This is a genomic window from Pseudoalteromonas sp. G5_S1_54_S4 (genome assembly GCF_054968565.1).
The window spans coordinates 194,235-220,810 of sequence record NZ_JBQKUL010000001.1 but is presented as its reverse complement, the minus strand read 5'-3'; the positions used below and the strand labels follow the sequence as shown (position 1 = coordinate 220,810).

The following is a 26,576-nucleotide window of genomic DNA, read 5'->3' as shown; positions in this document are numbered from 1 at the left end:
GTTTTATAGATAAAGGATTAATTGCACTATCCAGCCTTTTAAAATTAATAACGTTAACTTAGCAAGTTTTTATCGTCCAAGGCTATTTTTTGTTTTGCATGTGCTGTATTTCTTTTTGTGTTTTAAGCCGACATTGCGCTAACTGTTCGAGTCGAATTGCTTTAATAGCGGCTAATGGATCTTGTACATTAAGTCCACCAGCATCATGGTTATTTTGTTGGTTTATTATTTTATTCTCATCGTGCTTATTGTGCATATCTTTTCTCTTGAAACTGTTTATCGATTTTAGGCGCGGTACCTTAAGTAAAAAAGTGCTTAAACGCTAAACGATTTACTTGAAAAACACCTGACACCCTGTATATTAGAACCCTCTAATGTTTGGAGGTGTATTATGCGCGTTATTTTACTTTTTTCCAGTTTATTTATTTCATCCGCTGCTTTTGCTAGCAATGCCGACGAGGCACGACAAACCATTAAGGCATTTTCAAGTGATTTAAAACAGGTACTGGTTAGTACTATGAAACAAAGCGGCCCACTAGCGGCAATAAGTGTATGTAATACAGCTGCACCCGCTATCGCTTCACAACATAGCAATAGTCCTTGGCAAATTAGCCGCAGTGCTTTGAAAACTCGTAGCTCAGATAATCAACCCGATGCATGGCTCAAAAATGTTTTATTAAACTTTGAACAACGTAAGCTCAATGGCGAGCCGGTAGCAAGCATAGAATATCAAGAGCAAAGACCGGATGGCTGGTATTTTGTAAAAGCGATTCCTACTCAAAAAGCGTGTTTAGCGTGTCATGGCAGTCAGATTGACCCAACAGTTTCTAAAAAAATAGCGACTTTATACCCTAATGATCAGGCAACTGATTTTAAACTGGGTGACATTCGTGGCGCATTTGTTGTTAAAAGGGCCAGTGAAAATCACCAATGATAACTCATTAACGATCAGCTATTAAATTTTACTGCATCGGATGCAATACGCTTTTTACGCCTAACATATAAAGTATGTGGCAGCATAAGTAATTGATTTAATAACATAGCTAATACCAATGCAAACAACACTGCACTCGCGGTTAAAGGAATACCTAACTTAAAGTTATCAAGTGTACTTTGTAATCTGTCAACGCGCTCAGGGGAGAACATATACAGCATTTTTTGTAGTAGATTTCCTTGATCAAAAATAGCCATCCCTTTTTTTAAATCGGCAAATTGCAGTAATGTTTGCTGTTTTTGATTTGCATCGGCTCTGACACTCGGTTCAGTGTTTGCTAAATGGCGGTTTATCATCGCTTGCGTGCTAGAAAAGTTATATTGCTTGGCCGTTTTTGCATAGCCGTCGACTTGCCATTTTGTTGCATGGTATAAGCCCGCTAAATGTTGTTGGTAATGATCACTCAGCTGCGGTAGTTGCAATGAAACAATAAAAGCGCAAGCAAATATTAACTTATCGAACAGGTTAACGATCATAATAATCCCTTGTGCTGCGTTTAATAAAAGTGACTACCGTTAACTATAGCAGGTAGTCGCTTTAGTCTAAATACCATGCGCTGTGCTGCGCTGTTAATCTGCTTGGTGGAATTGACGATGTAGGGCGTGAACCTGCTCAACAAGTGCTGGTACGGGCCCATAAACAGCGACATTAGGAGCAACCGCTTCAATAGGTAACGGGTTAACCGGCGACTTAGTCATTTTGAGCTCGCTAAGCCAGCTAGTTAATTGCGCAGATGAACTGACATACATAATTCGACCTAAACCTACCCATGCGTGTGCTGCGGCGCACATAGGGCAATGTTCCCCTGAGGTATACACAGTAGCCCCAGCGCGTTGCTCAGGGGTCATATTGTTGGCTGCCCAACGAGCAATCTCAAATTCAGGATGACGAGTATGATCGCCACCCGCAACACGGTTACGATCTTCCATACATATATTTCCTTCAGCATCAACAAGCACAGAGCCAAACGGTTCATCTCCTGCTTCTAACGCCTCTTTAGCTAGTGCTACGGTGCGTTTTAAGTGCGCTAAATCAGTCTCGTTCATAATCTGTAAACTCCTTTACTATCACTTTTGGAGATATTTAGTAACGTGATCTGTTTTTCTACTGCGCTAACCATAACGCTTTGATCCCTGCTTTTGCAACACGTACATCCTCACTGCCATGAGCACCGCCAACTCCCACAGCCCCCACCACAGTATCGTTAATATAAATAGGCACCCCGCCATCCAATATTAAAATGTTTTCATCTAAATAACGAAGGTCTGCTGGAATAGTGCCCTCATTTATGCCTTTTGCTATAACTGCGGTTTCTCGCTTTTGCGAATTGGCGGTATAGGCTTTTTTATAACTGGCACGAATAGTATGAACACCGGCACGATGATCGCGAAGTACCGCCAGCGTTTGTCCAGATGCATCCACAACGGTTATTGATACAGCTAAATTGTCTTTGTGCGCCGCTGCAGACGCTGCATTGACTATACGCTGTGCCATTTCACCCGTTAATTGTGCCACCATAGCCACATTTTCAAGCTGTTGATTATAAGTATTTATCTGCATTTCAGTTTGTCCAGCAACAGACGCTAATGAAGAAAGTGATGCAATGAGCGCTGTAAAAATAGCCCGTTTTTTCATGGTTTATTTCCTATTGTTAATTAATGACGTTATATCGCTGAACTGGATATAAAAAATTGAAAATAAACAGACCGTGTTTACTCATAAAAGCTTTCACTAGGAGGGTTAATAGCTGGCTTTGCTTTTTATTAAATACCTTTATTGGGATAAGGCAATGACCCACCCTTTTTTAAAATGATCGTAAGCTAGCAACCCGGCGTAATATTTAACCGACAACTAATCAATTTAAAGGAAAGTAACATGTTTAAGAAAATAGCGTCTGTTCTGACTTTTGTATTAGCAAGTTTAACCCTATCTTCAGCAGCTCATGCCGATCACCATGGTATGAAAAAAGATATCGTTGATGTAGCTGCTGCCAATGGTTCTTTTTCAACATTCGTTGCAGCTGTCAAAGCGGCAGGCCTCGTTGATACGTTAAAAGGAGATGGCCCTTTTACTGTATTTGCGCCAACTGATGAAGCATTTGCCAAGCTACCAGCAGGTACCGTTGAAAACCTTCTTAAGAGCGAAAATAAAGACAAGTTAACTGCAATTCTTACCTACCATGTGGTATCAGGTAAAGTAATGGCTGCAGACGTTGTAAAATTAGACAGTGCAACGACCGTGCAAGGCCAGTCTGTGAATGTAACCACCAATGATGGCTCTGTTATGATCAACAATGCAAACGTAGTAATGGCAGATGTAAAAGCCAGCAACGGCGTGATTCATGTCATTGATACTGTTTTGTTGCCAAAAGAGTAACAATCTAATCTCCACAGCGGAGTAAAATACTAACTCCGCTCACTATTACAAGCACAAAGTATTATTTTCTTTTACTAAATGCACTCTTTTATACTAGTGATTTTTACACTATATTAAAAGATAATTAAGCGTCTGTTAATATTGAGAAAGTGTTTGTGGAAACAAATAAAAATAATACTACTGTTGAAGATAAACCAACTGAAGATCAAAAGAAGTTTTTCCTCGATTTACTCCCGGGAAAGCTAATTGATATACAATTTAACAATCCCATTCAGGTTCGCTTTAAACTCACTTTAATCGGCTACGACACCGGTAAATATTTAATATTAAAATACCCTGCTCAAGCAGGTAAAAATGATTACAGCGACATTTTAGTTGAAGGTAATGGGGCTATTGTACGTTATATCATTGAAGACGAACGGGGCGAATGTGTTGCTTTTTCAACCAGCATATTAGCGATTTCATTTCGCCCTGAACGATTAATTTATTTAGCTTACCCTAAAAAAATTGAAAGCCGACAATTACGTGAAACTAGCAGGTTGCCTACACACATTCCGGCTAAAATTAGTTTACATAAAGGCGATATTGATGCTGATAATAAAAGCTTATTGCACGGTTTAATTATTGATATTTCTCCGAGTGGTTGTCGCTTTGCTATTCACGTAAGCTCTGGATTTGTTGCACTAAAAAAACGTCAAGTTTTTGTGCATATACTTTCTCCATTAGACAACGAGCCTGTTATTATTACGTCTTACATTAGGAATAACCAAATGAAAGGCAACCGCCTTAGCGTTGGTATAGAGTTTGATGCTTCAGAGCAAGTTAAGCTTAACAAGCTGTTAGAAGCTTACTCGATTGATATTGATTAATGCCTTAAATAATCCTACCTGCAGAAACAGCAATGGCTAACCAATCTTGCTTAGCCATTGTAATAGTTAGTTTTTTATTCTAAACGCTTCAAAAACCGGTCACTTCTTGGCAAGTAGTAATCATCATAATCAAGCGAGACAATCACACGCTCTGCCCGACCAAGCAACTCATCACGTGGAACTAATCCAATGACCCGCGAATCCGCACTGTTATCGCGGTTATCACCCATAACCAGATAATGAACTGCTGCTATTGGTGTTGCCGGAAACTGCACTAAGCTTGCTGCCGATTTGGTAAGCCGTATGGTATGAGCATGCCCCTTTAAGTGCTCAGTTTTATCTAGCCACCGAATACTCTCGTTTAAAGTGCTATAACTTACTTTCTCGCCATTAATGGTCAATTCGTTATTTTGCAATGAAACTATATCACCTGGTGTGCCAATAACGCGTTTTATTAAACGGTTATCCGCCACTTTAGAATCAAATACAATAATATCGCCGGTTTGTGGTTCTGCCAGTCTTAACAGGGATACATGCGTAAATGGTATACGTAAATCATACGCCATTTTATCGGTAAGGATTCGGTCGCCTTCTTCAATAGTCGGTTTCATTGAACCTGTTGGTACTTCGTACCAATCGGCGACGGCACTACGAAACACACTCATTAAAATAATAAAAACAATAGGGCCTGTTGACCTTTGCGGATTGGAATTTGTTCAAACAAGGGGCGATTTAATCGCGGCGCGAGGTTTGTAACCTAGTGGGCTAAGTAAAAACCGAGTAACAAAGAGTTAATCGCCCCTTGGAAGAACCCTTTGGGCAATACCTGTTTGGCATTGATGCTATGTTATCGCCTATTTATGGGGAATAACCACACCACATAGGCTCTGCCTTGCTTAAATACCAAACAGACTACTGCAAATTCAACCTTGAAAGGTTAACAGGCCCTTAAGAACGGTTATTTTTCCAAAATTTATAAAGTCGCTTCATGTTATGACTCTGCTATAGGTTAAGTGTTTATTTGACTGTATAAATGCAGAGCCGTTCAAAGGAGAGTGTAACAAAACATGTTTAGGGATAGAGACATGCATAAAACATGTCTCTAAAGATAGTTTACTGCTGGTTTAACTTGTCTTTCGCTTCTTGTACTTTTGCAAAATCTAAACCTAATTCATCCGTTGCTTCTTTTATTAAATGAGGTTGGGTCATTACTACCGCCATCAATTGCTGAAGTTTTTCAGGTGGTATGCCCAGCTCTTGTACTAATGCCATAGCCATCATTGGGTTTTGGGTAAATGCTTCAAATAATGCCGCTACTTTTTCATCGCTGACATTGTGCTCTTTTAATATTGCAATAATTGGATTCATTATTAACCTTAAAATCGAAATAGTTTGTTAAAGTATATGGCCTCATACAGGGATTAACAATATTAATCCCTGTGGCATTACTTGTTTCACTCTACCAACAATACAACTTTACCTGAGTTTTCATTACCCTCTAAAATGGCATGTGCCTCACTAGCTTGTTGCCATGGCATGATTTTATAAATATTAAAGTCATATTTCTGATTGGCAATATCATCATAAAAGCGCGCTACAAATGCATCTCTTAACGCACGTTTAAACGCGATACTGCGATTACGTAATGTCGAGGCATGAAACGAAATGCGCTTTTGTAATAAGCGTGCAAAATCGACTTCGGCAAAGCGACTATCTAAAAATGCGAGCATCACAATCTGACAATCCATTGCGGCCACTTTGGCATTTTTATTTAAATAGCGGCCAGAAACCGGATCGACTATGGCGTTTGCACTTAAGTTATGTGCCTTCATATATTCAACAAAATCAGTGGTTTTATAATTAATCACATGGTCAGCACCCAAGCTTTTAGCGTGTTCACATTTTTCATCAGACCCTGCTGTTATTACCACCTGTGCACCGGCACTTTTTGCCATTTGAATAGCCGCTCCGCCTACGCCACTGGCACCGGCATGAATAAGCGCCGTTTGCCCTGATTGTAGTTTTCCTAACTCAAAGAGTGCGCCAAAGGCAGTTAAATACACTTCACTAATAGCAGCACCTTGTGCCATAGAAATATTATCTGGCAATTCCATTAATTGCTGCGCATCTACCGCGACATATTCACTGTAGGCACCACCGGCACATAGAGTAAAAATACGCTTATCTTGCCATTTAGGGTCTACCTCACTGCCAAGCTCACACACGGTACCTGCACATTCGAGTCCTAGAATAGGGCTATCCCCTTCAGGAGCAGGATACTTACCTTGGCGCTGCATACAATCGGCGCGGTTAACGCCAATCGCTGCTACTTTTACCAATACTTCATTACTGCTAATCTTCGGCTTGTCGGTTTGTTCAAACGCTAACTGCTGATCTTGATGTGAAATGTACTGCATAAATCTCCTCGTATTTTATTCTATTTGATTTTCGCCATACTTCGGCTTCAACTAACTCGTTATTTACTGTGTAATATGATTAAAGTGTGTAGTGGTTAGTAATTTTATTGATGTAACCTCGGGGTTTTAGCACTGGCAAACACAAAGCCTGACAAAAAAGCGAAGCCAACTAATTTAAACTCATAATACTCCTTTTGGAGTTAACAGCGCCTTAAGCACAAAAATTCAGTGCTGATTTAATCAGTGTATTGGCCTTTGTGGACTAACCTTTGTTCAATTTGGCCGAACTCGTTGGGCAGTACATGTTCTGCATTTATGCTGCGTTATCAGCAATTGCTGGGGAAGCCTTGTCTAAAAACACAACTTCAAATTTAACCTTGAAAGATAAACAAAACTATAAATTATTAAAGCGCCAGCTTTGTTTATAAGGATATACATCAGGAAGCTGACCTTGCTCAATACCTTGCTGAGTCATTTGCCAGTACTTTGCCGTAAATAAGTCACTATGATAATGATTAAAATGGCTAAAGGCACTGCTGCTGGCACTAAAAAACACCTTAAATTGACTCGGGAATATATCATTTTGGTCTATGTCAAAATAAGAATATGAGCTTATTTCCTCTAACGCGTTGTCAGTATTTGGCACTTCTCTAAAATTACAATCAGTAAGAGGGCAAATTTCATCGTAATCATAAAATACCACTCGCCCCCAACGTGTCACACCAAAGTTTTTCATTAGCATGTCACCGGCAAAAATATTAGCACTGGCAAGCTCTTTAATCGCTTTACCATAATCAACCATCACCTGCTGCAGTGATTTACTGGTACATTGACCGATATATAAATTAAGCGGTGTCATTTTTCGCTCAACATAGACATGTTTGAGTATTAACGCTTTGCCCGAAATAATTAAGCTATCACCAATGTGTTTTTTCATTTGTGTAAGCAATTCATCACTAAAACGACTTAAATCAAAGGCTAGGTATCTAAATTCATGAGTATCAACTAATCGCCCTACTCTATCAGCCTGTTTTACAAAGTTATATTTATCTTTTACGTGCTGTTTTGTCGCCGTTTTTGGTGCACTAAATTTATCTTTTATTACTTTGTACACATAGTCTAGGCCATCAATTGTAAAAACAAGCATCACCATACCTGGTGTACCTGGCGCTAAATGATATTTATATTGCTCGGGGCTACTTTTAGTCGTGTCCACCTTATAGCGATAAAATTCTGTTTTCGCATGTTTAATAAAACCTATCGCATTAAACAATTCAAACCGTTGTTTGTGAGGCATTAACACACTTAAGTAATCTACATACCTTGCAGGTTGGTCGGTATCTACCATAAAGTACGTGCGCGCAAAGCCAAATAACAAGCTCAGCTGATCAGCACCCATCATCACAGCATCAATTGTAAGCCCGTCAGGGGTATTTAAAATGGCTATTGCAAAGGGCATATTATCGCCATTTTTAGCAATACATCGTCCTATTACATAACACGCTTTATTTCGGTAAAAGTGTGAATTGGCGTACTCAATATAGCCGTCATTTAAACTTATTAGCTCATACACTTGTCTGCATTGTTGCTGCGCCCCTTGGGTTAACGTTGCTTGTAGTTTAGCTAAGTCCTCGTTTAAATTTTTAAATGGCACTCTAAACACTTGTTCATTGACTAAAGTTTTAACTGCGCTATCAAAGCCTTCTTTTAAGGAAATACGACTCACAAGCCCTTCATAAGAACGTGGTTGCCCCCGGTACTTTGCTTTTAAGACAAATAAATGCACCGTACGAATTTTTTTATCATCCCAAATAGCGCCAAAAGTAGAATTAAAAAACGTATGTGCAATTGGCTGGTTTTCATGCTCTTTAACCATTTCGCCATAAATATTTTTTGCTCGTTGCCATGTTTGTGGACAGTTTAGTTCATCATAGGCAATCACTTTAACGGCCTCACTCACCTGCTTTACTTGACGCTCATACACTTGCAAGCGCGCTCGCATTGCCGCTTGCACCTCATGATATTGGCGTTGTTCAAAGCGACTTTGTGCCCCTAAGGTAATATTTAAGAACTGTGCAAACATAGCTTCAAAGCCAGCAAATACAGCGCGTGCTAACTTAGTGGCTATGAGTTCTTGTATAGGATTGTGGGTAGACGTTAACGACGTGCTAGGCATAGTATAGGCGCTTCTATTTTTAGCAATTATGCTGATTATTTTTTATTAGAGGTTTACACCTTAGCAAGCACGCTTTAATTTAGATAATTAATACAGCAAATAAATAAAATTGATCATATGAATATAAGAAATGTCGATCTCAACCTACTCGTCTATTTAAATGTATTAATAGATGAAAAAAGTGTGTCTAAAGCGGCCAATAAACTCGCATTAACACAACCGGCTATGAGCAATGCGTTAAAACGCCTAAGAGACTTATTTGACGATCCTTTGCTTGTTCGTGCAGCTGGCTCCATGACCCCAACAGCTAAAGCCCTTGCCCTCAAGCCCGAAATTGAAGCGCTGTTAAAAATGGCAGAAGAGATCACGCAGCCCAGTGAGCAGTTTAATCCGGCTACCGCCAACGTGACGTTTCGTATTATGGCAAACGATTATATAGAATCGACGCTAATTGCCCCCTTTATTTGCGAGCAGCTAGCTAAAAATCCGGGCATTGACTTCGATGTACTTAGCCCCAGCGACGTGAACCTACAGGATATGGAAAAAGGCACTATCGATTTGGCAATAAACCGTTTTAATGGTCTGCCGCGCTCTTTTCATCAAGCTACTGTATGGCGAGATAACTACTGTTGTTTAACCCATCCACATAATCCATTTTTAAACGATGCAAACTTAGACCAATACTTAAAAAGTGAACATATTTGGGTTAATCGAGCCGGCTGGGGGCCCGAACCCGCTGTAACCAATAAATCAGGTAAACAAAAATTAGGCTGGGTCGATGAGGCATTATGGCAATTAGAACAAACACGTAAAATACGCGTATTTACTCGTCATTACATGATTGCCAGTTTACTGTGTCAATCTGAGCAACTTATTGCAACCCTTCCGCGTCGTCAAGCAAAGCTTTTAACTAGCCATACTAATTTAGTGATTAGCCCTGTGCCATTTCAAATCGTCCCCATAGAAATAAAAATGATATGGAGCCCGTTATTACATCATACACCAGCGCACCAATGGCTTAGACGCGAGTTGTTGGCGTTTGCAAATACAGTGATTGATAGGTAAAGAATTAAAATATTGATCAAATCAATATCAGTTATTGAAAACAATAATTTCATTAATATTACACTTAGCGCTACAGTGAAGTTAAGCCAACAAACTAAGAGTAATAATTATGCAAACATCAGCAAGCTTCACACAACAAGACGGATTATTCATTGATGCAAATTTACATCAATTCATTGAACAACAATTGTGTCGTAAAACAACACTTCAAACGCAACACGTTTACCAAGCGTTAGCCACGCTAGTTGATGAGTTTGGGTGTGCATGTCGTAAAACCAAACACCAAGAAAACGACATTCTCGACGTGAATACTTTATTAAATGCATATCAACGTAAAAGTCATCCACATTGTCATGTAGATGCACAAACAACCGCAGCCGTTCTAGATGAATACTGTTGCCAAGTGCCTGCGATTATTGTGGTTGCTTTAATGGATACGCTTAGTGGCACACTCTGTGAAGAGCCAAGCGCCCATAAACTTTACCACAGAGCTGCAGAGCTGACAGAGCGTCCATGCGTTCATCGCGAGCAAACAGCTAACGCCTCTGCAGCGTAAAATGCTGCCCTTTAAAAGTGCTCGATAACCTTGTTGGCAAATTGTTTGCAACTTAAGGTTGTCGAGTTATGATTTGATTGAGCTAAATCAAATGTAACCTGTCCACTGGCAAATGTGCTTTCAAGCGCGTTTTCAATTAAACAAGCAGCCTCACTCCATCCCATAAACTTAAGCATTAGCACCGCACTTAATAAGCTACTGCTCGGATTTGCCTTATCTTGCCCTGCTATGCGCTCAAATGTACCATGTGTGGGTTCAAAAAACGCAACTTCGGTATTTAAGTTTGCCGTCGGCATAATCCCTACTCCACCGACTTGTGCACTGAGCATATCGGCTAAAAAGTCTCCGTTTTGATTAGTAGTGGCCACCACATCAAATTGGCCAGGATCCATTAAACACTGCTGAAGCATATTATCGGCAATCACTTCTTTAATAACCAGCGGCGGTAAATCAGCACGTTGTATTTCAAGCCAGCGCCCGTTTTGATGCTCAACGGCAGCGTATTCACGTTTGGCCAGCGTAAATCCCCAGCGCTTAAATGCGCCATCGGTAAACTTAAGTACATTGCCTTTATGAACTAAAGTGAGTGATTCACTATTATTTTTTAGGGCATAATTAATTGCATAGCGTATTAATCGCTCTGATCCCTCTTTAGAGATATTTTTAATACCTAAACCACATTCTTGGGTAAAACGAAGCCGAGTTACGCCCATTTCTTCACATAAAAAATCGAGCATTTTTTCACTTTCAACACTGCCCGCTTGCCACTCAATTCCTGAGTACACATCTTCACTGCTATCACGCAGCACGGTAATATGCGTGGTAAATGGGTTTTTTAATGGTGACGGTAATGCACTAAATCCTTTAATGGTTCGCATATTTACATACAAATCCATTTCATGACGAAGCGCGACATTTAGCGAGCGAAATCCGCCTCCAAGCGGTGTTGTTAAAGGGCCTTTAATCGCGATTTTACAATCTCGTACTGCATTAATCGTTTCTTGAGGGAACCAATCACCGTCATAAAGCTTGGCAGCTTGCTCACCATTGTAAACTTGCATCCAATGAATTTTGCGTCTTGCGCCATAACTATGCTCTATGGCGGCATCCACTACTTTTCGCATCACTGGCATCACATCGAGGCCGACGCCATCACCATCAATATAAGCAATAATAGGGTGTTCGGGTATATGCCACTGTCCTTGTTCATCAATGAGTATATGTTCACCATTTTCTGGCACAGTAATATGTTGATATTGCATTGTTAACACCTAGAAAAACATCCTCTTTTCATTAAAGCATGTTCGTTAATAGGTGTCTGTAATTGCATTTTTATAATTGATATCACCGCAGCGAATAACTGCACGGTATTCACTATTAGTAAAAATAAGGGAACGATTTTTTTACCAAGGTGGCATCAGGCATTTTATTTAACACCCGACCAAATAGAACATTACTGAGTAGAGCATAACTGCAGATTAATTTTAACCACCGGATGATTATAAAATTAACCTGCTAAGTGAGATTATTTATAATAGGCAAATAAGTATTTATTAAAGCTATATTGACTTTGTATAACCGCAATAACAAATCCTGCCTTACCATCTAAAAAGCCACGTCTTAAAAAATAATGGCGGATAAAGGCAAAAAAAGCGGAACTACTTGCCTTCAAGAGTGATGGTTTTTTACCCTTTTTTTCCATTTGCTCTGCACCTATGTGCGCATAATGGTTTCTTTTATTCATATAGCCAAAAATATCTTCATGCTGAAAATGTAATATATTTTCTTTCAACTCAATTGGTTTACAATCAAGCATTACAACAGACTCATGCACTAAGTTTTGGTTATAACCTGTTATTTTTTTATTGTAAATACGCGCAATACGATCAGGATGCCAGCCGCTGTGTCTAATAAATTGGCCACAAAAATACGTTAAACGGTTAAGCTTTAAAATATTTTTCTCATTGCATTTTGCCAATGTCGTTATTATTTCTTCCTTTAAACGCTCACTGACAACTTCATCACAGTCAATTGCAAAAATCCAATCGTTAGTTGCTAATGCTTCTGCCCTTCGTCTTTGCTCACCAAACCCTTGCCAGTCATCACGCACAAATACTTTATCTGTGTATTTATTTGCAATAGCACGTGTTTCATCAGTGCTACCTGAATCAAGTACAATGATTTCATCTGCCCACTTTACTGACTCTAAACAACGCTCAATTTTATCCTTTTCATTTTTACATATAATACAAACAGATAGCTTCACAAAATTTCCTTTTTAATAACGCTGTATTTTAAAAATTATCTTCCTATTATAAACAGATCATAACAACACAGGAAACAAGGCTTTAAAAAGTATGGTTTTAAGCTTCTAAAATAACGTCAATTGTATTGAGTAAAGCCTCTACTTGATGTCTATCAAGCACGGTGTTAGCGGATTTTAATCGTTTTTCAAACTCAACAGCTTGTTGATACAGTGCTTGGCATTCAAACATCCCTGCTGTTCCTTTGATCATATGTACGCTGCGTGCAAAACCGGTTATATCACCCTGCTTAAATTGAGACTGTAATGTGTGTTTTTGTTTTTTTAATCCTTTAATGTATTCTTGCTTGAGTAGTGCAAACTCATCATCAGGCAGCTTAATATTTTCGCATATATCAATATCAAGATAACTTGCGATTTTACTACTAAAACACCGTCTATCGATGGGTTTGGCAATATGGTCGGTAAAACCTTGTCTTAAATAACGATCGACTTCATGCTTCATCGTGTTCGCAGTAAGCGCAACAATCGGTGTTGTTACTCCTGTTGCTTGCATAATACTAATTGCTTGTTCACCATCCATAATTGGCATTTGAATATCTAATAAAATTAAATCAAATTGTTCATCAAGTGTCGCTTGCGCAGCATCTCGGCCATTTTCTACTGTCACCACGGTTAAACCCATTCGTTCTAAAATCCGCTTAATCAGCTGTCGGTTTTCTGGGTGATCTTCAGCCACGAGTACCCTACCAATCAAATTTCGCTGGTTACTATTTATAGGGAGCTCTTTGTTTTGTGACTTACAAATATCGTCAAATGCGTTAACCCATTTTGTATGAGCCGTTGTATGCAGTGCCATAGTAAAACAAAACTCACTGCCGCTTCCGAGCACAGAATAAACCGTAATATCGCCATCTAGTTTAGTTGCTAGGCTTTTTGAGATATTTAACCCAAGTCCAGTGCCACCGTATTTGCGAGAAATCGACGAGTCAGCTTGATGAAAGGGAGTAAACAAGTCTTTTTGCTCACTGTCGGTCATACCAATTCCCGTATCTTTCACTTTAATAATTAGTTGTTTTTTATTATAGCTAACCGTTAGCTTTATATAACCTTGGCTGGTAAATTTAAGCGCATTGGTTGCTAAATTTAATAATATTTGTCTCAATCGAGTTGGATCTGAGACTATCCAATCAGGTAGCGGAAATTGATAATCAACTTTAAATTTTAAGCCTTTATCACGGATTTGTTTTCCTAATAACGATTCGATTTCAGCAATAGTGGCAAACAAGTCCGTTTCAACTAGCTCTATCTCTAGACGGTTAGCCTCAATTTTTGACATATCCAAAATGTCATTAATTAAGCCAAGAACATGACGACTATTTTGCAAAATCACCCGAATGCCATGGTTTCTCTCATGAGGCTGTATATCACCTAAAATAATACCATCAGCATAACCAATGATTGATGTCATTGGGGTGCGAATTTCGTGGCTCATATTGGCTAAAAATCGACTTTTAGCTTCACTTGCATCACGAAGTTCTTCAGCTAATTGTTGTAACTCTTGAGTACGCAACTGTACTTTGTGTTCTAAATTTTTAGTCAATTCAACATTCTCATGGTGTAAAATGCTAAATTTATTTGCCACGGCAAAAGCAAGTAGCACTGCATCGAGTGCGGTACCAATGAGCCCAAGTAAATAGAGATCCATCTTTATGGGTTCAATTAGCCCTAAATTAGTTAAATTGCCGACCATATTAGGAATGGTCATCGCCAAATACGCTAAAACAAAATAGCGAGCGGGCTTAAAGCCACTTAACCAACTTCGTATACCAACAATCATACCCAGGCACAAAGTAGCCCCCGTTACTAAAGTAGCCCATATAAAGCCAAAACCTGGCCAAATGATTGCAAATGGAGTACCTGCGGTAGCAATAATGCCCAAGTAAATTGAAAACCGTGATAATTGAGGAGACGTTTCCTTTAATTTAAGTAAGCTGTTAAAAAATAAGATATTTGTGATGGGAATTAAGGTAAAACCTAGCCAATGAAAATGGGCGTTGTAAAAACCAAAAATTTGATCTGGTATATGAAAAAACTGACTCCAAGCTAATACCCAGCACGCGGTAAACAGAGCGTAATACAAATGGGTTTTATCTCTATCACCCAAGTAAATAAGAAAATTGTATAAACCTAATGCAATACCAACCCCAAAGCACAGCAGCATAATCATGTTATCTGATGTTTTTTTCACAAAAAAATCATCATAAGGTGAAAGCACTAATTTAGGTGGGGTGTAAAAGTATTCACTTTGAAATTTTGCAATTAACATATAGGGACGAGTAGGCGTCAGCTCAATTCTATTACCATAATGAAATGCAAACTCATTAGGGTAAATGCCACCCGTTGTATAACGATTTATTGGCTCATCAAAATTCGACATATCATAAATACGCGTCTCAATTTTTGAAAGCAGTGTGTTATAGGGATACAACACAAGTTCATTTAAATCAGTTTTGTTTTCCAGCTTAATCACAAACCAAAAACTACCACCAAAAAACGATGTTCTCGACTGTGGTTGCTTTTTTTCAAGCCACGTTTCTATATCGCTATGATCTCGGGGAAAAGCGCCATCAGTGACTTGAAATACACTGCCTTGATTAAGCAAATCAGTATCTTGTTGTTTCAAAGTATAAGCAAAAGGCTCAAGTGCATTTGCCACTGCTAAATTGCTAAAGCATATAAATACACAATATATAAATAGCTTTAGAGCTGCCTTTATTGGCATACTTTGCACCTTAAATTAAAACTGATAACTAATATCCAAGCCAAAACGCCGACCTTCACCCTTAAAATCTTCAAGCATGCCAAGAAAAGAACTTAAATCAAATTTTAAGTGACTGTAATGAGTACCAAACAGGTTTTTACCCCAAATGGCAACCCCCCAGTTATCGTGTTGATAGTGTATATTGGCGTTAAAAATACTATAGCTGTCTTGCATCGCATAGGGGTTTTGATTCTGATCAAAATAGTAATCGGATTGATAATCAACTAATAATTGAGTAGTTAGTGGGTGATTAGCCACCTCAAGAGTGTATTCAATACCCGCACTGAGATTCCATTTTGAGGTAAACGGCAAACGATTATCAGTTAACGCGTTCCCTAGTGGATCAACATATTCTTCAAACTCTGCATGAGGTATATAACCCATAGCAAACTTAACATTCAAATTATTGGTCAGCCAATACTCAAGATCAGCTTCTAAACCGTAAATAATAGAGTCAGCCACATTTTCTAATAATTGAATTGGCGGGCTCTGCTCAGATGCTGAAGGCTGATTCATAAAGACTTGTTGATCATTATAATCATAATAAAATGCAGCCCAGTTAAATCGAATACCCTGCTCTGGCCACCAGGACTTTGATCCGATTTCATGTGAGTTTAACCGCTCTTTTTGATAGTCAGCGAGTTGGGCCTGTTCAACCGATGATAAAAAGCCACCGTTATAGCCTCCGCTTTTGGCGCCATTAGCAAAACGATAATAGGCGTAAGTTGAATCATCGACTTTAAAGTTCACTCCTAACTGCCCTGAAATGCCATTATCTGACTGCTCTCCCTGAACACGATAAAATGGAACCTTAACCCCCGTTAAATCGTTAGCATCTAAAATAACATTAAGCTGTGACACTGAGTCGTAGTCTAACGATTCATAAGAGTAACGAAGCCCTGCAGTGATCAACCAATCTTGGTTTAATTGATAATCGAGTTGCGTAAACGCAGCCATACTCTTTGTGTTTATTTTATTATTATAAAAAAAAGTAGCGGTTAAATCTGTCGATAAAATTCCCCGATAGTCGCGTAAAATATCATTTACATTATCTTGAACAATAGACTCATCAGCATAATATATTCCCGTCGTTAAAAAATGCTCACCTAACTGAGATTGCAATCGCAATTCTTGCATCACCAAATCAGTATTTAACCCTAAGTTGCCCTCACATAACTGTGCGGGAGAGCCATCACAATTAAAAGCATGGTCCCGTTTTAATTTGTTATAACTGCTTAAAAAAACAAGCTCATTGTGTGTGTCTAATTGCCAATTAGCATGGGCGCTAATGCCCTTACCATCTGTTTTATGAGGCGAATTATTATTTACGCTGACTGTATAAAAATCATCACTGGCATCATTAAAGCCAAAATTATCAAAACAGCTGGTTGAACCCGCTTGTGCTGGCGAGCATCGCTCTCCTGTTAGTGGATTAGCAACAATTCCAATACTGCCAACCGGCTGTACTATGCCATCCCAATCGGCAATATGCCCTTTTATCAATAGCTGTACCGTGTCAAAATCAGCTAAAAAGGAAACTCGGCCATTCGTTTGTCGCATGCCAGCTTTCGGTGAGTCGGTAAAAATATTGTTAGTGGAATAATCATAATCTTGATGATTAAGCGCTATACGAACGGCAGTGTTTTCACTAAGTGCTGAATTAAACATAGCATCAACACTGGTCGCATTGTTATTAGCAATGCCGGTGCTTAAATAACCACTTTGTTCAAACTCAGGGCGTTTAGAGCGGATTAAAATAGCGCCCCCAGTAGAGTTGCGACCAAATAAAGTGCCTTGAGGACCACGCAAAATATCAATTTGTTCAATATCAAATAAATTAACAATTTGGTTACTTGCAGAGCCAACAGCAATGTCATCAACATACATCGCCACAGGGGATGTATTCGCCGTATTGTAATCAACTAGCCCTACACCACGAATGTTAACCGCTGGCGGTGTGCCTTCCGCTGCGTTTTGACTAATTTTTAGATTAGGAGCAAATACAGACAACTCTGTCGAATCTTTAACGTGTTGTACTTGAAGATCATTACCTTTAATGGTGCTTACAGAAATGCCAACTTCTTCAATTTTTTGCGCTCTTTTTTGCGCATAAACTTCTATGATTTCCATATTACGCGCATTCGCACTTTCATCATCTACAAGTACTTTCGCCTGCAGTGGCAGTAAAAAGCCTGGTAAGCATATCAACCCTATTTTCTTATTGAGAAGCTTGCCTTTATTTTTCATTTCTTGTGACCTTTACGCTAAACAAATGTAAACAGCATGTTTAATTATATACTAATCAATCGATAATACGGTTATATGAATAATATTTTAATGTTTGAGGGCTGCAAATGCATCTTCGCCACTAATGTGTTGTGGGTAACCTACCATTGCTCTTGCTGTTTGCATACCAGCCATGACAGCCGCTTCAACACAACCGGCATTAACGCCTGTTTTTATCCAGTCACCGGTAATAAAAAGATTGGTAAATTGTGTTTCATCGGTTGCCAGACGATATTGACTTGAGCCTGCAACTGATAAAACATATCGCTCACTGGGATCCACATTTACCCGCCAGTATTGAGCATTTAATCGTTCATCCCCTGATAACTGAGAGCCATGTAAAACAGACCAATCAAATTGATTATTTTGATACGCTAATGGCCATAAAGACTGCATATTATTTTCTAGCATATCTTTAAGATTAGCTTTTACTTGCGATTTTGCTTGAATAACAAATTGATGTTCACTTTGTGGCGGGTAATAGTCACAAGGAAAAACACTGCAAAAGTAAGCAATGTTTTTAGGAGGACAATCGATAGGCCATTGCTCTTTGTCGATTAAATTCATCATCGCAGCCCATGTATCAAATGGTTCGCTAAAGCCACTGAGAATGGGGCCTTCTTTGCTAGGTGGCCTATATTGCCAACCTAATTGCTCGTCAGTCTTACTAAGCCATAATTGGGCTGCCTGCGTTGCCACCGTTTTGACTTGTTTTGCTTGAGCTGCAAAATTTGTATCCCATACTAATAACGAAGGGCATACATGCTCAAGTGAGGCAACAGATACGCCAAGAATCATCCTGCCAAAGTCATCTTTGTAGCGTAATTTTTTTATTGGCAGGGGCTGCCCAAAATGGTTTTCATATTTAGCTGGCCAGTCAGACCAAAAAGATTCTAAATTAATATTATGCTGTTTTAATAGTGCGGCTTGTTCACTATTAATTTGCGCATAAAGCGGCTCACTTGGCCAACAAGGTAGTTTTTTCACATCAACAAGTGGTTGATATTCAGCGCCTGATTTCAAAGTAACTTGTTGCTGTAACTTAATTATCTCAACAAAACGTTCACCCTGCTCATTTAGGCTGGGTTCCAGGTTTTGCAATTGATGGAAATATTCAAACTTAACCCCTCTTTTTTTTAGTAGCTCATACAGTGGAGCAAAAATGACATCGCCCATCCCCGCTTGCATTTTCCACATGACGCCACCGCGATAACACAGCGCAATACGTAACATAGCCAGTGATGCAACACCGGCTTCAACATTAGGCTTACTGATGTCTCCATCAGCGTAAGCAAATACTAAATCATAAAATCCCCGTATTGGCGCAGAGTTAGCGCTGTAATGCTCGTTAGCCCCATTTCTTATCAGCCACTGTCTAAAATCAAATTTGTTTATGACCCCAAACCCATCTCGATATACTTTGTCTTTGACCAGGCCAACCAACATTGCAATAGCAAGGTCTGCACAAATATATAATCGCCTAAGCTGCGCATTATTGTCTAATAACTCAATCATTTCGCTATTTAGCCAACGCTTTAGTTTTCTAACTATATACCAAATGACAAGGCCATCTTTTTTCTCTTGTACTTGGGGTTTTAATGTATTGTCAGCGTGAGCAAACTGATTTAATTTACTTATTAATAAGCTGGGAGTAGAGGCTATTTCACTCGAGTATTGTTTTATATCATCAGCAAAGTGTTGCCAAGTTTCCTCTGTATCATCAACCAAGTCCGCTATTTGTTGATGTAAATGGCGTAATAAAGACTGATCACGAGATTTTTTTGTGCTCAAATTTATATTTTTATTGGCTTTTTTTGCGGCTAATTGTAAATCCAGTATCCACTTTTTTAGCCAAGCTAGGGTCATTTTAATAAAGTCCCATGGCGTAATATCCAAACTACCCTCCGCAGGATTTCCAGGTAATAAGGGGAAATCTATTGGCCATGTTTGCCATTGATCATTAATATATTCTTCTAGTGCTATAAAACTATGCGGCTTTAATGCTTGCTGCCATGTAGATAAAGGTGAATCGACTGGGCGTTGTAACTGAGTGTAAACCGTTTCTATTGTTTTAAAGCTATTTACATAAGCACCAAACCATACATGCAAGCCATGCTCTTCAATACGCTGCCCACGAGCCGTATTACGGCCACTTGCGCCTTTACCACCTAAACGCCAACCTTGTTGGTATACAGTAATAGTTCGATGCTGTTGCCAATCACGCTGCTCGGTTAAATACAGTGCAGCAGTCATAGCCGATACACCGCCACCAATTATCACAATTTTTTCTTGGCCCATGATAAATCCTTCTCAGCAATTTAAATCTTAGTTGCGGCTAACTGGTCAAAATCCATTTGAACATAAAATGGTAAGTGCAGCGCTTGACTACCTAACTTCAGACCAAACATATCGGCAAGGGGGAAACTATCTAATTTATTAAGATGTAACGTAAACTCAGGTTTCAGAAATTTAAAGCGATGTATTTTTTTAATCATAGAGGGTGAGTGCATTACGCTTTGGTATACCGCTGAATCACTACTGCCATAGGGAAATTGCTTAAACAATATTTGATCCATTTGTGGATTAACAAACCCACTCAATAGCTGCTTTAATAATGACAAATCAATGCCTAAATGTTTACGAGAAAACAAATTTGCTACTTGCTCGCCAAAATCATCTAGGACAGAGAAAAAGTCATTTTCGTGCCCCTGAGAGTTTATTATAATTGTAAATAACTCATGCATTTGCAGCTTTGATTCAGGCGAAAAATGATCAAAGCATTCTAAAGATAGTGAAAAATTCGAAAGCTCAGTTACACACTCGGGCATAATGTAATCACATAAATATTTATTATAGCCCCACGTTTCGCGACCATTTATGAGTGCATAAATGTTATTAACGCAGATAAATGCAGGATACCAATATAGGTAGGTTATATCCTCATCTTCAACTTTAGCGACAGGCAACCAGATGATAATATCTGTTTCTTGCATCCAACCATGCTGATCGAAAGGCGGTGTCATTGAGGCTATTTTTTCAATATCTGTAAATGTAATAAGTGCAAACTCGCCAAGTATTTTAAAACGAATATTCCCTTTAACGCCTACGTTTAGCGTTGAATCAATATATCTTTGTGATTTAGCTAATTCTACCTCAGCAAAAAAGCCATACATATTCGCATTGTCATACGACAGGCGGCTTTGCTATTGGATTAGATAAAAAATGTTGATATGGCGTAGATAGTGAGCTCATTTGACCCCCTCAGTTAAAAACTGAGTATAGTCAGATATATTCGGGTCTGTTGACCTTTGCGAATTAATATTTATGGCTATATGTGAATTCCACGCGATTCAAAGTATTTTAATAAATTGCTTGCAAAGTAAAATGTTGTGAAGTAGTATCGCTGCTTGGCTATAAAAAGCCCTAGCGGTTAACCTCTTTACCCTGATCCAGTAAGCCCCGCAAAACGTATATTCAAAAGCTAAGTTATTGTACGGCGAGAACCCCTATTAATACCTTGATGATTTATTTTTAATATCATCGTAAAAGTGTCATAAAGATCGTCAACACTGTAATGAAGCTAAACACAATTAGATTATTTATCATCTGTAATGTGCTTTAAGAAAAAGCCCAGAATAAATAACAAAAATAAAGTGAGTTTTATTATGTCATACAAATATAACGGATCTATGATCCAAATAGCACATCCAGTGCAATCAATTTCGGTTAACAAACATCGTGTAATCTTTAGCGATACACAAGGTTTGAAAAATGCATTGTTTCAAAAAGCAAGTGATGCACGTCAATTTGTAAAGTGGCTCAAGGCCAGCTAATTATCATTGATAAGTTAAACACTTATAAATAAATCTAAATGCCAGCGTGAAGCTGGCATTTTACTTTTTGGTGTATTATTGACTACACTTAAATCCTTGTTTATTTATTCGTTGTAGTGCAAATGCGGTTTTCGTGGTTAATACTGTTAGTCTGTGTATTTTTAAGCACAAAGTGTAATGCCAGAACAATAAAATGGTTAACACATGATTTTGCGCCCTACTACATTATAAGCGGGCCGAACAAATCCCAAGGTCGTGACGAAAGTATTATTTCGCTTTTAGAACAGCAGCTGCCGCATATTACCTTTGAAAGAGTGATCATCCCCTCAGGTAAAGTGATTCAGGAACTTGCCAACCTGCAGTCTAATGCCTGTGCTTTGTCGCTCTATAGGAATAAATACCGCGAAGAGCGTGTTTATTTCACACATCAAAGCTCTACAGCAGGGCTTTCGCCATCAATTGCCATGCATACCAAGCTAAGTAGTGCGCTAGAGATTGAAGACGCTAAACCAGTGTCATTAACCAATTTATTAGTTAATAAAAAGCTTACCTTAGGTGTATCTATGAATCGCTCCTATGGCAGTGAAATTGATAAAATAATCAACACCACACCCGGTATAAATCTGGTCATTCGACCAACTCGCGATACCCTCAGTACGTTAACATATATGCTTAACCTTAAAAGAATTGATATTTTATTAGGTTACCCAAGTGAACATTATTATTTAGCAAAAACAATGGGCTTTACTGATAATTTAACCCAGCGGATGCTCACTGAAGCACCAGAAATAAGTTACGGTTACATTGGCTGTACTAAAAACGAGCAAGGTGCAGAAGATATTGCTACGCTTAATCAACAACTCAAACTGATTAAGCAAACTGAAGACTATAAACAGGTATTAACCCGGTGGCTACCAAGTCATTTAAAACCCAAATTAGAAGCACATTTACAATAATAAAAAGCTAAGCGTATTACTAATTAGCGCTTAGCTTTTTTAAAATAGTCTTACTGGCGAATACCTTCAATAAATAAACCAATATCAACATGGGTAGATGCTGGGCCTAAGTTATAGTCAATACCGTAGTCGGCCAGTTTTAAGCTAGTTTCTCCTTCAAAACCAACACGGTAACCACCCCATGGATCTTTACCTTCACCAATTTTATCTATTTCAAAGGTAATTGTCTTCGTAACACCGTGTAGAGTAAAGTCACCGGTTACAGTGGCTTCTTCACCGTCTTCGTCAAACTTAATCGCTGTACTCTTAAAGCTTGCCTGTGGGTATTTGCTTACGTTTAAAAAGTCACTACCACGTAAGTGTTTATCACGTTCTGCGTGATTTGAATCTAGGCTTGCCGTATCAATATTTACACTAATTTGAGACGCATTTGGATTTTTAGCATCGTAGTTAAATTTGCCATCAAAGGTGTTAAAACGCCCGTGCAGCCAGCTGTAGCCTAAATGTTTAATCTTAAAGTTTACAAAAGCATGCGCACCTTTTGTGTCAATAACATAATCTGCGGCATTCGCAGTGGTCGCTGTCATAAACATCGCTGCTGATAACGCTGAAGTTAAAAATAATTTTTTCATTTTAATCATCCTTTTGTAATGTGATCATTCTAATTAATGTTTTATCTTTATCGATAAAGTGATGTTTTAGCGCACCTAACACGTGCAATACTACAAATCCAATTAATAAGCATGCGCTATAGAAATGGATTTGCCCGGCTATATCAGCCTGAGAATCAAACGCAAAGTCGATAGCTTTTACATAAAAAAAGCCAAATACTTCTATGGGTCGTCCATCAGCCGTCGAAATTAAATACCCTGACACCATAATGATCAGTAAAAACAGATACATTAAAATATGTGCTGTTTGGGCTAATTGATTTAACTGCTTGTTACTGCCAATAGGACTTGGTTTAACACTAAAGTGTCGCCATAACAGCCTAAAAACAAAAACCGCTGCTAAGCTAAGGCCAATGCTTTTGTGTAGGTCTAATGATCCTTTATACCAACTATCATAATAAGTCAGCTCAACCATATATAAACCTAAACCAAACAGACCAAACACGGTCAGCGCCATTAGCCAGTGTAAAAATATAGCCACCACGCCATAGCTGGTTTTTGAGTTTTTAAACATTCCCTACTGCCAATCTCTTATTTAGTAATAACACTACGATATAATGATTAAGTGGTGATTGAAATAGCATATGCAAACACTCATCGTGCGTATACGCACAGTAAAATGTATAAGGTTAATATAATTGCAAATGACGTTGAGAAGGGATTAGCTAGCAGCTGACTCGTTAAGAGACACGTATATTTGGCTATCAGGTTCAACCTGTAAGCAGGCAATCAGGCCCTCTTTTATTAGTTCTAACATAGCGATAAAACTAACAACAACCCCACTGCGTCCCTCTTCAAAGGTAAATAATTGAGTAAACGCAACAGGCGCTTTTGATTGGGATAAGGTATTTAAAATCAAGCTCATGCGCTCACGCGTTGAAAGGGTTTCAGCGCTAATTAAATGATGCTCGAATGTTTTTGCACGCGCCATGACATCGCTTAGCGCTAACAATAAATCTTTGATTGCCAGTTCAGGTAATGGCTGGTTTTTTTCTGCTAGTTCCGGCACGCTTGCCTGCGCTATAAAGATATCGCGGCCAACACGAGGTAGGCTGTCTATATTTTCGGCCGCTTTTTTAAATTGTTCGTACTCTTGTAGACGTTTTATAAGTTCGGCGCGGGGATCGTCTTCTTCTTCTAACTCTTCATGAACAGGCAGTAACAGCCTAGATTTAATTTGGGCCAGCAATGCCGCCATTACTAAATATTCACCCGCGAGTTCTAGTTGGAACTCGCTCATCATTTCAACATATTTTACATACTGCTCAGTAATGCTAAAAATAGACAACTCAAGAACATCTAGCTTATGCTTTTTAATTAGATAAAGCAGCAGATCCAAAGGCCCTTCAAAGGTTTCTAAAATAACTTCAAGGGCATCAGGTGGGATATATAAATCTTCGGGTTTATCAACAACGGCTTTACCATGTAAAAAAGCCAGAGGCAGCTTTTGCTGCACTGGCATATCAGGTGTTGGCGTTGATGATAGCGTCTCAGACTGTTTCATTGTTATTCAAATGGCGTTGTATCACCGCAACCAACACGAAGAATTTGAATATCATCTTCTGATAAATCAATCACTGTGGTCGCCTGCTCAGGTAAATACCCACCATGAATAATTAAATCCACATGTTTATCAAGGCGCTCTAAAATGTCATCGGGATCAGCTTGAGTAAACTCTTCGCCCGGTAAAATAAGTGAGCACGACATTAAGGGCTCACCCAGCTCAGCTAATAAAGCACACGCTATTGGGTGCTCTATAACACGTATGCCTATGGTTTTTTTCTTGTCGTTTAATAACCGCTTAGGCACTTCTTTTGTACCTTTAAAAATAAATGTGTAAGGCCCTGGGGTATTATTTTTAATAAGCCTAAACATTTGGTTATCAACACGCGCATAAGTAGACAGCTCAGATAAATCACGGCATACCAAAGTAAAATTGTGATGTTTTTCAATACCACGAATACGTTCAATGCGCTCTTTAGCTTGCTTATTACCTAAATTACAGCCTATCGCGTATCCTGAATCTGTAGGATACACAACTACGCCGCCTTGTTTAATAATATCAACAGCTTGAGAAATTAATCTAGGCTGTGGATTATCTGGATGTATATGAAATAATTGACTCATAATGCAACTCCTTCGTGCTTTTCCCATGTTTGCCAAACCCCTTGGCAATCTTTAGGTAAGTATAAGTTTTTTCCAAGTTCTAAATAGCTAGTCGGAAAATGAAAATCAGAGCCTTGTGAGCAAAGTAGCTCGTATTCTTGGCTCAATAACCCTAAAAACTGACGTTCACTTGGCGCCTGCTGCGGCTGCGCAACTTCCATTGCATCTCCGCCTACTGATTTAAATTCCACTAACAATTTACGTAGCCACTTGTTCGACATTTTATAGCTACTTGGGTGCGCTAAAACGGCCACCCCACCTGCGGCATGAATCGCCGCAATAGCTGTTTGCATATCACACCAATTACTTGGCACGTAACCGGTTTTACCTCGCCCTAAATACTTTTTAAATACCCCAGGAAAGTTTTTAGCTACACCACGCTCAATTAATGCTCTGGCAAAGTGAGCGCGAGTAATTTGTGCATTTTCGGCCAGCTCACGAGCTTGTTGGTAAATACCCTCAAAACCATTTTTATTAAGTCGATTACCAATCTCTAATGCGCGAGTTTCGCGTTTTTGCTGCTGCTCGCTCAGTAATGTATGCAAGGTACTATCGTTGGTATCAATATTTAGTCCAACAATATGAATTTCAAAACTTTCCCACTTGGTTGATATTTCAACCCCGTTAATAAGTTTAAGCGGCAAGTTTTCACGTTTGATAAAAGCCTGCGCAGGTTCGATAGCTGCCACCGTATCGTGGTCGGTAATAGCAAATACATCAATATTTTTATCGACTGCTCGCGCTAATAATTCCTCAACGGTTAAGTGGCCGTCTGAGTGCGTGGTGTGACTATGTAGGTCGTATTTTATCAAATGAAAACTACTTAAATTTAGGGTTTAACGGTGTTTCACCCAGTATAACAAGTTTTTTAACTAAATTGTTTTAAATAAACACTTGACACAAAAGCAGTTGATACGTTTTACTGTAGCCACTTTTAGACATTAAAGAATTAACAACAATGAAAAATACAATTCACAACATCATTTGGTGGTGGCACTCTTAAAATCAAGGGTGATGAATTGTCGTGTCTAAACAAAAAATTCTAACCCGCTACCATGCGGGTTTTTTTATCACTAAATTTTGCAATACAAGATTAACAGGAATTAAAAACATGAATAACGTAA

Annotated in this window: 26 protein-coding genes; 7 read left to right on the top strand and 19 right to left on the bottom strand. The window is 38.8% G+C overall.

The window, feature by feature from the left end; all coding sequences use genetic code 11:
* Window positions 1–82: 82 nt before the first annotated feature.
* A complete protein-coding gene (locus ACTRWE_RS01010; protein WP_171048717.1) occupies window positions 83–256 on the bottom strand; it encodes a hypothetical protein in 174 nt (57 codons plus the stop codon).
* A 135-nt stretch (window positions 257–391) separates the two neighbouring features.
* Here ACTRWE_RS01010 and ACTRWE_RS01005 point away from each other — a divergent pair, with 135 nt between their 5' ends.
* Window positions 392–934 carry a Tll0287-like domain-containing protein gene (locus tag ACTRWE_RS01005; protein WP_024603071.1) on the top strand — a complete coding sequence of 181 codons (543 nt, stop codon included), beginning with the start codon at window positions 392–394 and terminating at the stop codon, window positions 932–934.
* 14 nt (window positions 935–948) lie between these two features.
* Here ACTRWE_RS01005 and ACTRWE_RS01000 read toward each other — a convergent pair whose 3' ends face one another.
* The 3 genes from ACTRWE_RS01000 to ACTRWE_RS00990 all read right to left on the bottom strand — a co-directional run bounded on the left by ACTRWE_RS01000 (window position 949) and on the right by ACTRWE_RS00990 (window position 2,629).
* Window positions 949–1,470 (bottom strand): DUF2937 family protein, encoded by a 522-nt coding sequence (locus tag ACTRWE_RS01000; protein WP_262975882.1) that lies wholly within the window; start codon window positions 1,468–1,470, stop codon window positions 949–951.
* A 93-nt stretch (window positions 1,471–1,563) separates the two neighbouring features.
* Window positions 1,564–2,040, bottom strand: a complete 477-nt coding sequence (locus tag ACTRWE_RS00995; protein ID WP_024603073.1) for a nucleoside deaminase — start codon at window positions 2,038–2,040, stop codon at window positions 1,564–1,566.
* A 58-nt stretch (window positions 2,041–2,098) separates the two neighbouring features.
* On the bottom strand, window positions 2,099–2,629 hold the full coding sequence (locus tag ACTRWE_RS00990) for a GlcG/HbpS family heme-binding protein (protein ID WP_262975881.1): 531 nt from the start codon (window positions 2,627–2,629) through the stop codon (window positions 2,099–2,101).
* Window positions 2,630–2,869: 240 nt separating this feature from the next.
* Here ACTRWE_RS00990 and ACTRWE_RS00985 point away from each other — a divergent pair, with 240 nt between their 5' ends.
* Together ACTRWE_RS00985 and ACTRWE_RS00980 are read left to right on the top strand one after the other, a co-directional pair.
* Window positions 2,870–3,370, top strand: coding sequence for a fasciclin domain-containing protein (locus ACTRWE_RS00985; protein ID WP_262975880.1), 501 nt, complete (start codon window positions 2,870–2,872; stop codon window positions 3,368–3,370).
* A 155-nt stretch (window positions 3,371–3,525) separates the two neighbouring features.
* Window positions 3,526–4,239: a flagellar brake domain-containing protein gene (locus ACTRWE_RS00980; protein ID WP_013465062.1), complete on the top strand. Its 714-nt coding sequence runs from the start codon at window positions 3,526–3,528 to the stop codon at window positions 4,237–4,239.
* A 74-nt stretch (window positions 4,240–4,313) separates the two neighbouring features.
* Here the strand turns inward: ACTRWE_RS00980 and lepB are convergent, their stop codons facing one another.
* The 4 genes from lepB to aceK all read right to left on the bottom strand — a co-directional run bounded on the left by lepB (window position 4,314) and on the right by aceK (window position 8,832).
* Entirely contained in the window at window positions 4,314–4,904 is a 591-nt protein-coding gene (gene lepB / locus ACTRWE_RS00975; RefSeq protein ID WP_024603076.1) for a signal peptidase I, read from the bottom strand.
* Between the two features lie 448 nt (window positions 4,905–5,352).
* Window positions 5,353–5,607: a DUF2999 family protein gene (locus tag ACTRWE_RS00970; protein ID WP_008113615.1), complete on the bottom strand. Its 255-nt coding sequence runs from the start codon at window positions 5,605–5,607 to the stop codon at window positions 5,353–5,355.
* Between the two features lie 86 nt (window positions 5,608–5,693).
* Window positions 5,694–6,656 carry a zinc-binding dehydrogenase gene (locus ACTRWE_RS00965; RefSeq protein ID WP_024603077.1) on the bottom strand — a complete coding sequence of 321 codons (963 nt, stop codon included), beginning with the start codon at window positions 6,654–6,656 and terminating at the stop codon, window positions 5,694–5,696.
* 394 nt (window positions 6,657–7,050) lie between these two features.
* Entirely contained in the window at window positions 7,051–8,832 is a 1,782-nt protein-coding gene (gene aceK, locus ACTRWE_RS00960; protein ID WP_024603078.1) for a bifunctional isocitrate dehydrogenase kinase/phosphatase, read from the bottom strand.
* 117 nt (window positions 8,833–8,949) lie between these two features.
* Here aceK and ACTRWE_RS00955 point away from each other — a divergent pair, with 117 nt between their 5' ends.
* Window positions 8,950–9,897 (top strand): LysR family transcriptional regulator, encoded by a 948-nt coding sequence (locus tag ACTRWE_RS00955; protein ID WP_024603079.1) that lies wholly within the window; start codon window positions 8,950–8,952, stop codon window positions 9,895–9,897.
* A 109-nt stretch (window positions 9,898–10,006) separates the two neighbouring features.
* On the top strand, window positions 10,007–10,453 hold the full coding sequence (locus ACTRWE_RS00950; RefSeq protein WP_024603080.1) for a hypothetical protein: 447 nt from the start codon (window positions 10,007–10,009) through the stop codon (window positions 10,451–10,453).
* An 11-nt stretch (window positions 10,454–10,464) separates the two neighbouring features.
* Here the strand turns inward: ACTRWE_RS00950 and icd are convergent, their stop codons facing one another.
* From icd to ACTRWE_RS00920, 6 genes are all read right to left on the bottom strand, one after another.
* A complete protein-coding gene (gene icd, locus ACTRWE_RS00945; RefSeq protein WP_024603081.1) occupies window positions 10,465–11,715 on the bottom strand; it encodes an NADP-dependent isocitrate dehydrogenase in 1,251 nt (416 codons plus the stop codon).
* 263 nt (window positions 11,716–11,978) lie between these two features.
* Window positions 11,979–12,719, bottom strand: a complete 741-nt coding sequence (locus tag ACTRWE_RS00940) for a glycosyltransferase family 2 protein (protein WP_462879321.1) — start codon at window positions 12,717–12,719, stop codon at window positions 11,979–11,981.
* 97 nt (window positions 12,720–12,816) lie between these two features.
* Window positions 12,817–15,501: a 7TM diverse intracellular signaling domain-containing protein gene (locus tag ACTRWE_RS00935; RefSeq protein WP_024603083.1), complete on the bottom strand. Its 2,685-nt coding sequence runs from the start codon at window positions 15,499–15,501 to the stop codon at window positions 12,817–12,819.
* 15 nt (window positions 15,502–15,516) lie between these two features.
* Window positions 15,517–17,787: a TonB-dependent receptor gene (locus tag ACTRWE_RS00930; protein ID WP_024603084.1), complete on the bottom strand. Its 2,271-nt coding sequence runs from the start codon at window positions 17,785–17,787 to the stop codon at window positions 15,517–15,519.
* An 87-nt stretch (window positions 17,788–17,874) separates the two neighbouring features.
* Window positions 17,875–20,124, bottom strand: coding sequence for an NAD(P)-binding protein (locus ACTRWE_RS00925; protein ID WP_462879320.1), 2,250 nt, complete (start codon window positions 20,122–20,124; stop codon window positions 17,875–17,877).
* A 20-nt stretch (window positions 20,125–20,144) separates the two neighbouring features.
* Complete coding sequence (locus ACTRWE_RS00920; protein ID WP_253944080.1) at window positions 20,145–20,999, bottom strand: acetoacetate decarboxylase family protein; 855 nt, start codon at window positions 20,997–20,999, stop codon at window positions 20,145–20,147.
* Between the two features lie 492 nt (window positions 21,000–21,491).
* Here ACTRWE_RS00920 and ACTRWE_RS00915 point away from each other — a divergent pair, with 492 nt between their 5' ends.
* Together ACTRWE_RS00915 and ACTRWE_RS00910 are read left to right on the top strand one after the other, a co-directional pair.
* Window positions 21,492–21,659: a hypothetical protein gene (locus tag ACTRWE_RS00915; RefSeq protein ID WP_007375427.1), complete on the top strand. Its 168-nt coding sequence runs from the start codon at window positions 21,492–21,494 to the stop codon at window positions 21,657–21,659.
* A 122-nt stretch (window positions 21,660–21,781) separates the two neighbouring features.
* Window positions 21,782–22,615: a transporter substrate-binding domain-containing protein gene (locus ACTRWE_RS00910; protein ID WP_024603086.1), complete on the top strand. Its 834-nt coding sequence runs from the start codon at window positions 21,782–21,784 to the stop codon at window positions 22,613–22,615.
* A gap of 50 nt (window positions 22,616–22,665) precedes the next feature.
* Here the strand turns inward: ACTRWE_RS00910 and ACTRWE_RS00905 are convergent, their stop codons facing one another.
* The 5 genes from ACTRWE_RS00905 to rnm all read right to left on the bottom strand — a co-directional run bounded on the left by ACTRWE_RS00905 (window position 22,666) and on the right by rnm (window position 26,264).
* On the bottom strand, window positions 22,666–23,247 hold the full coding sequence (locus tag ACTRWE_RS00905; protein WP_013465075.1) for a YceI family protein: 582 nt from the start codon (window positions 23,245–23,247) through the stop codon (window positions 22,666–22,668).
* A gap of 1 nt (window position 23,248) precedes the next feature.
* The gene (locus ACTRWE_RS00900) at window positions 23,249–23,800 is read right to left on the bottom strand and encodes a cytochrome b (RefSeq protein WP_024603087.1); all 552 of its coding nucleotides are present in this window, start codon (window positions 23,798–23,800) and stop codon (window positions 23,249–23,251) included.
* A gap of 147 nt (window positions 23,801–23,947) precedes the next feature.
* The gene (locus tag ACTRWE_RS00895; protein ID WP_024603088.1) at window positions 23,948–24,790 is read right to left on the bottom strand and encodes a segregation and condensation protein A; all 843 of its coding nucleotides are present in this window, start codon (window positions 24,788–24,790) and stop codon (window positions 23,948–23,950) included.
* Window positions 24,791–24,792: 2 nt separating this feature from the next.
* Window positions 24,793–25,413 (bottom strand): L-threonylcarbamoyladenylate synthase, encoded by a 621-nt coding sequence (locus ACTRWE_RS00890; RefSeq protein ID WP_013465078.1) that lies wholly within the window; start codon window positions 25,411–25,413, stop codon window positions 24,793–24,795.
* Entirely contained in the window at window positions 25,410–26,264 is an 855-nt protein-coding gene (gene rnm / locus ACTRWE_RS00885) for an RNase RNM (protein ID WP_350645259.1), read from the bottom strand. Before rnm ends, ACTRWE_RS00890 begins: the two co-directional genes overlap by 4 nt.
* Window positions 26,265–26,576: the final 312 nt, after the last annotated feature.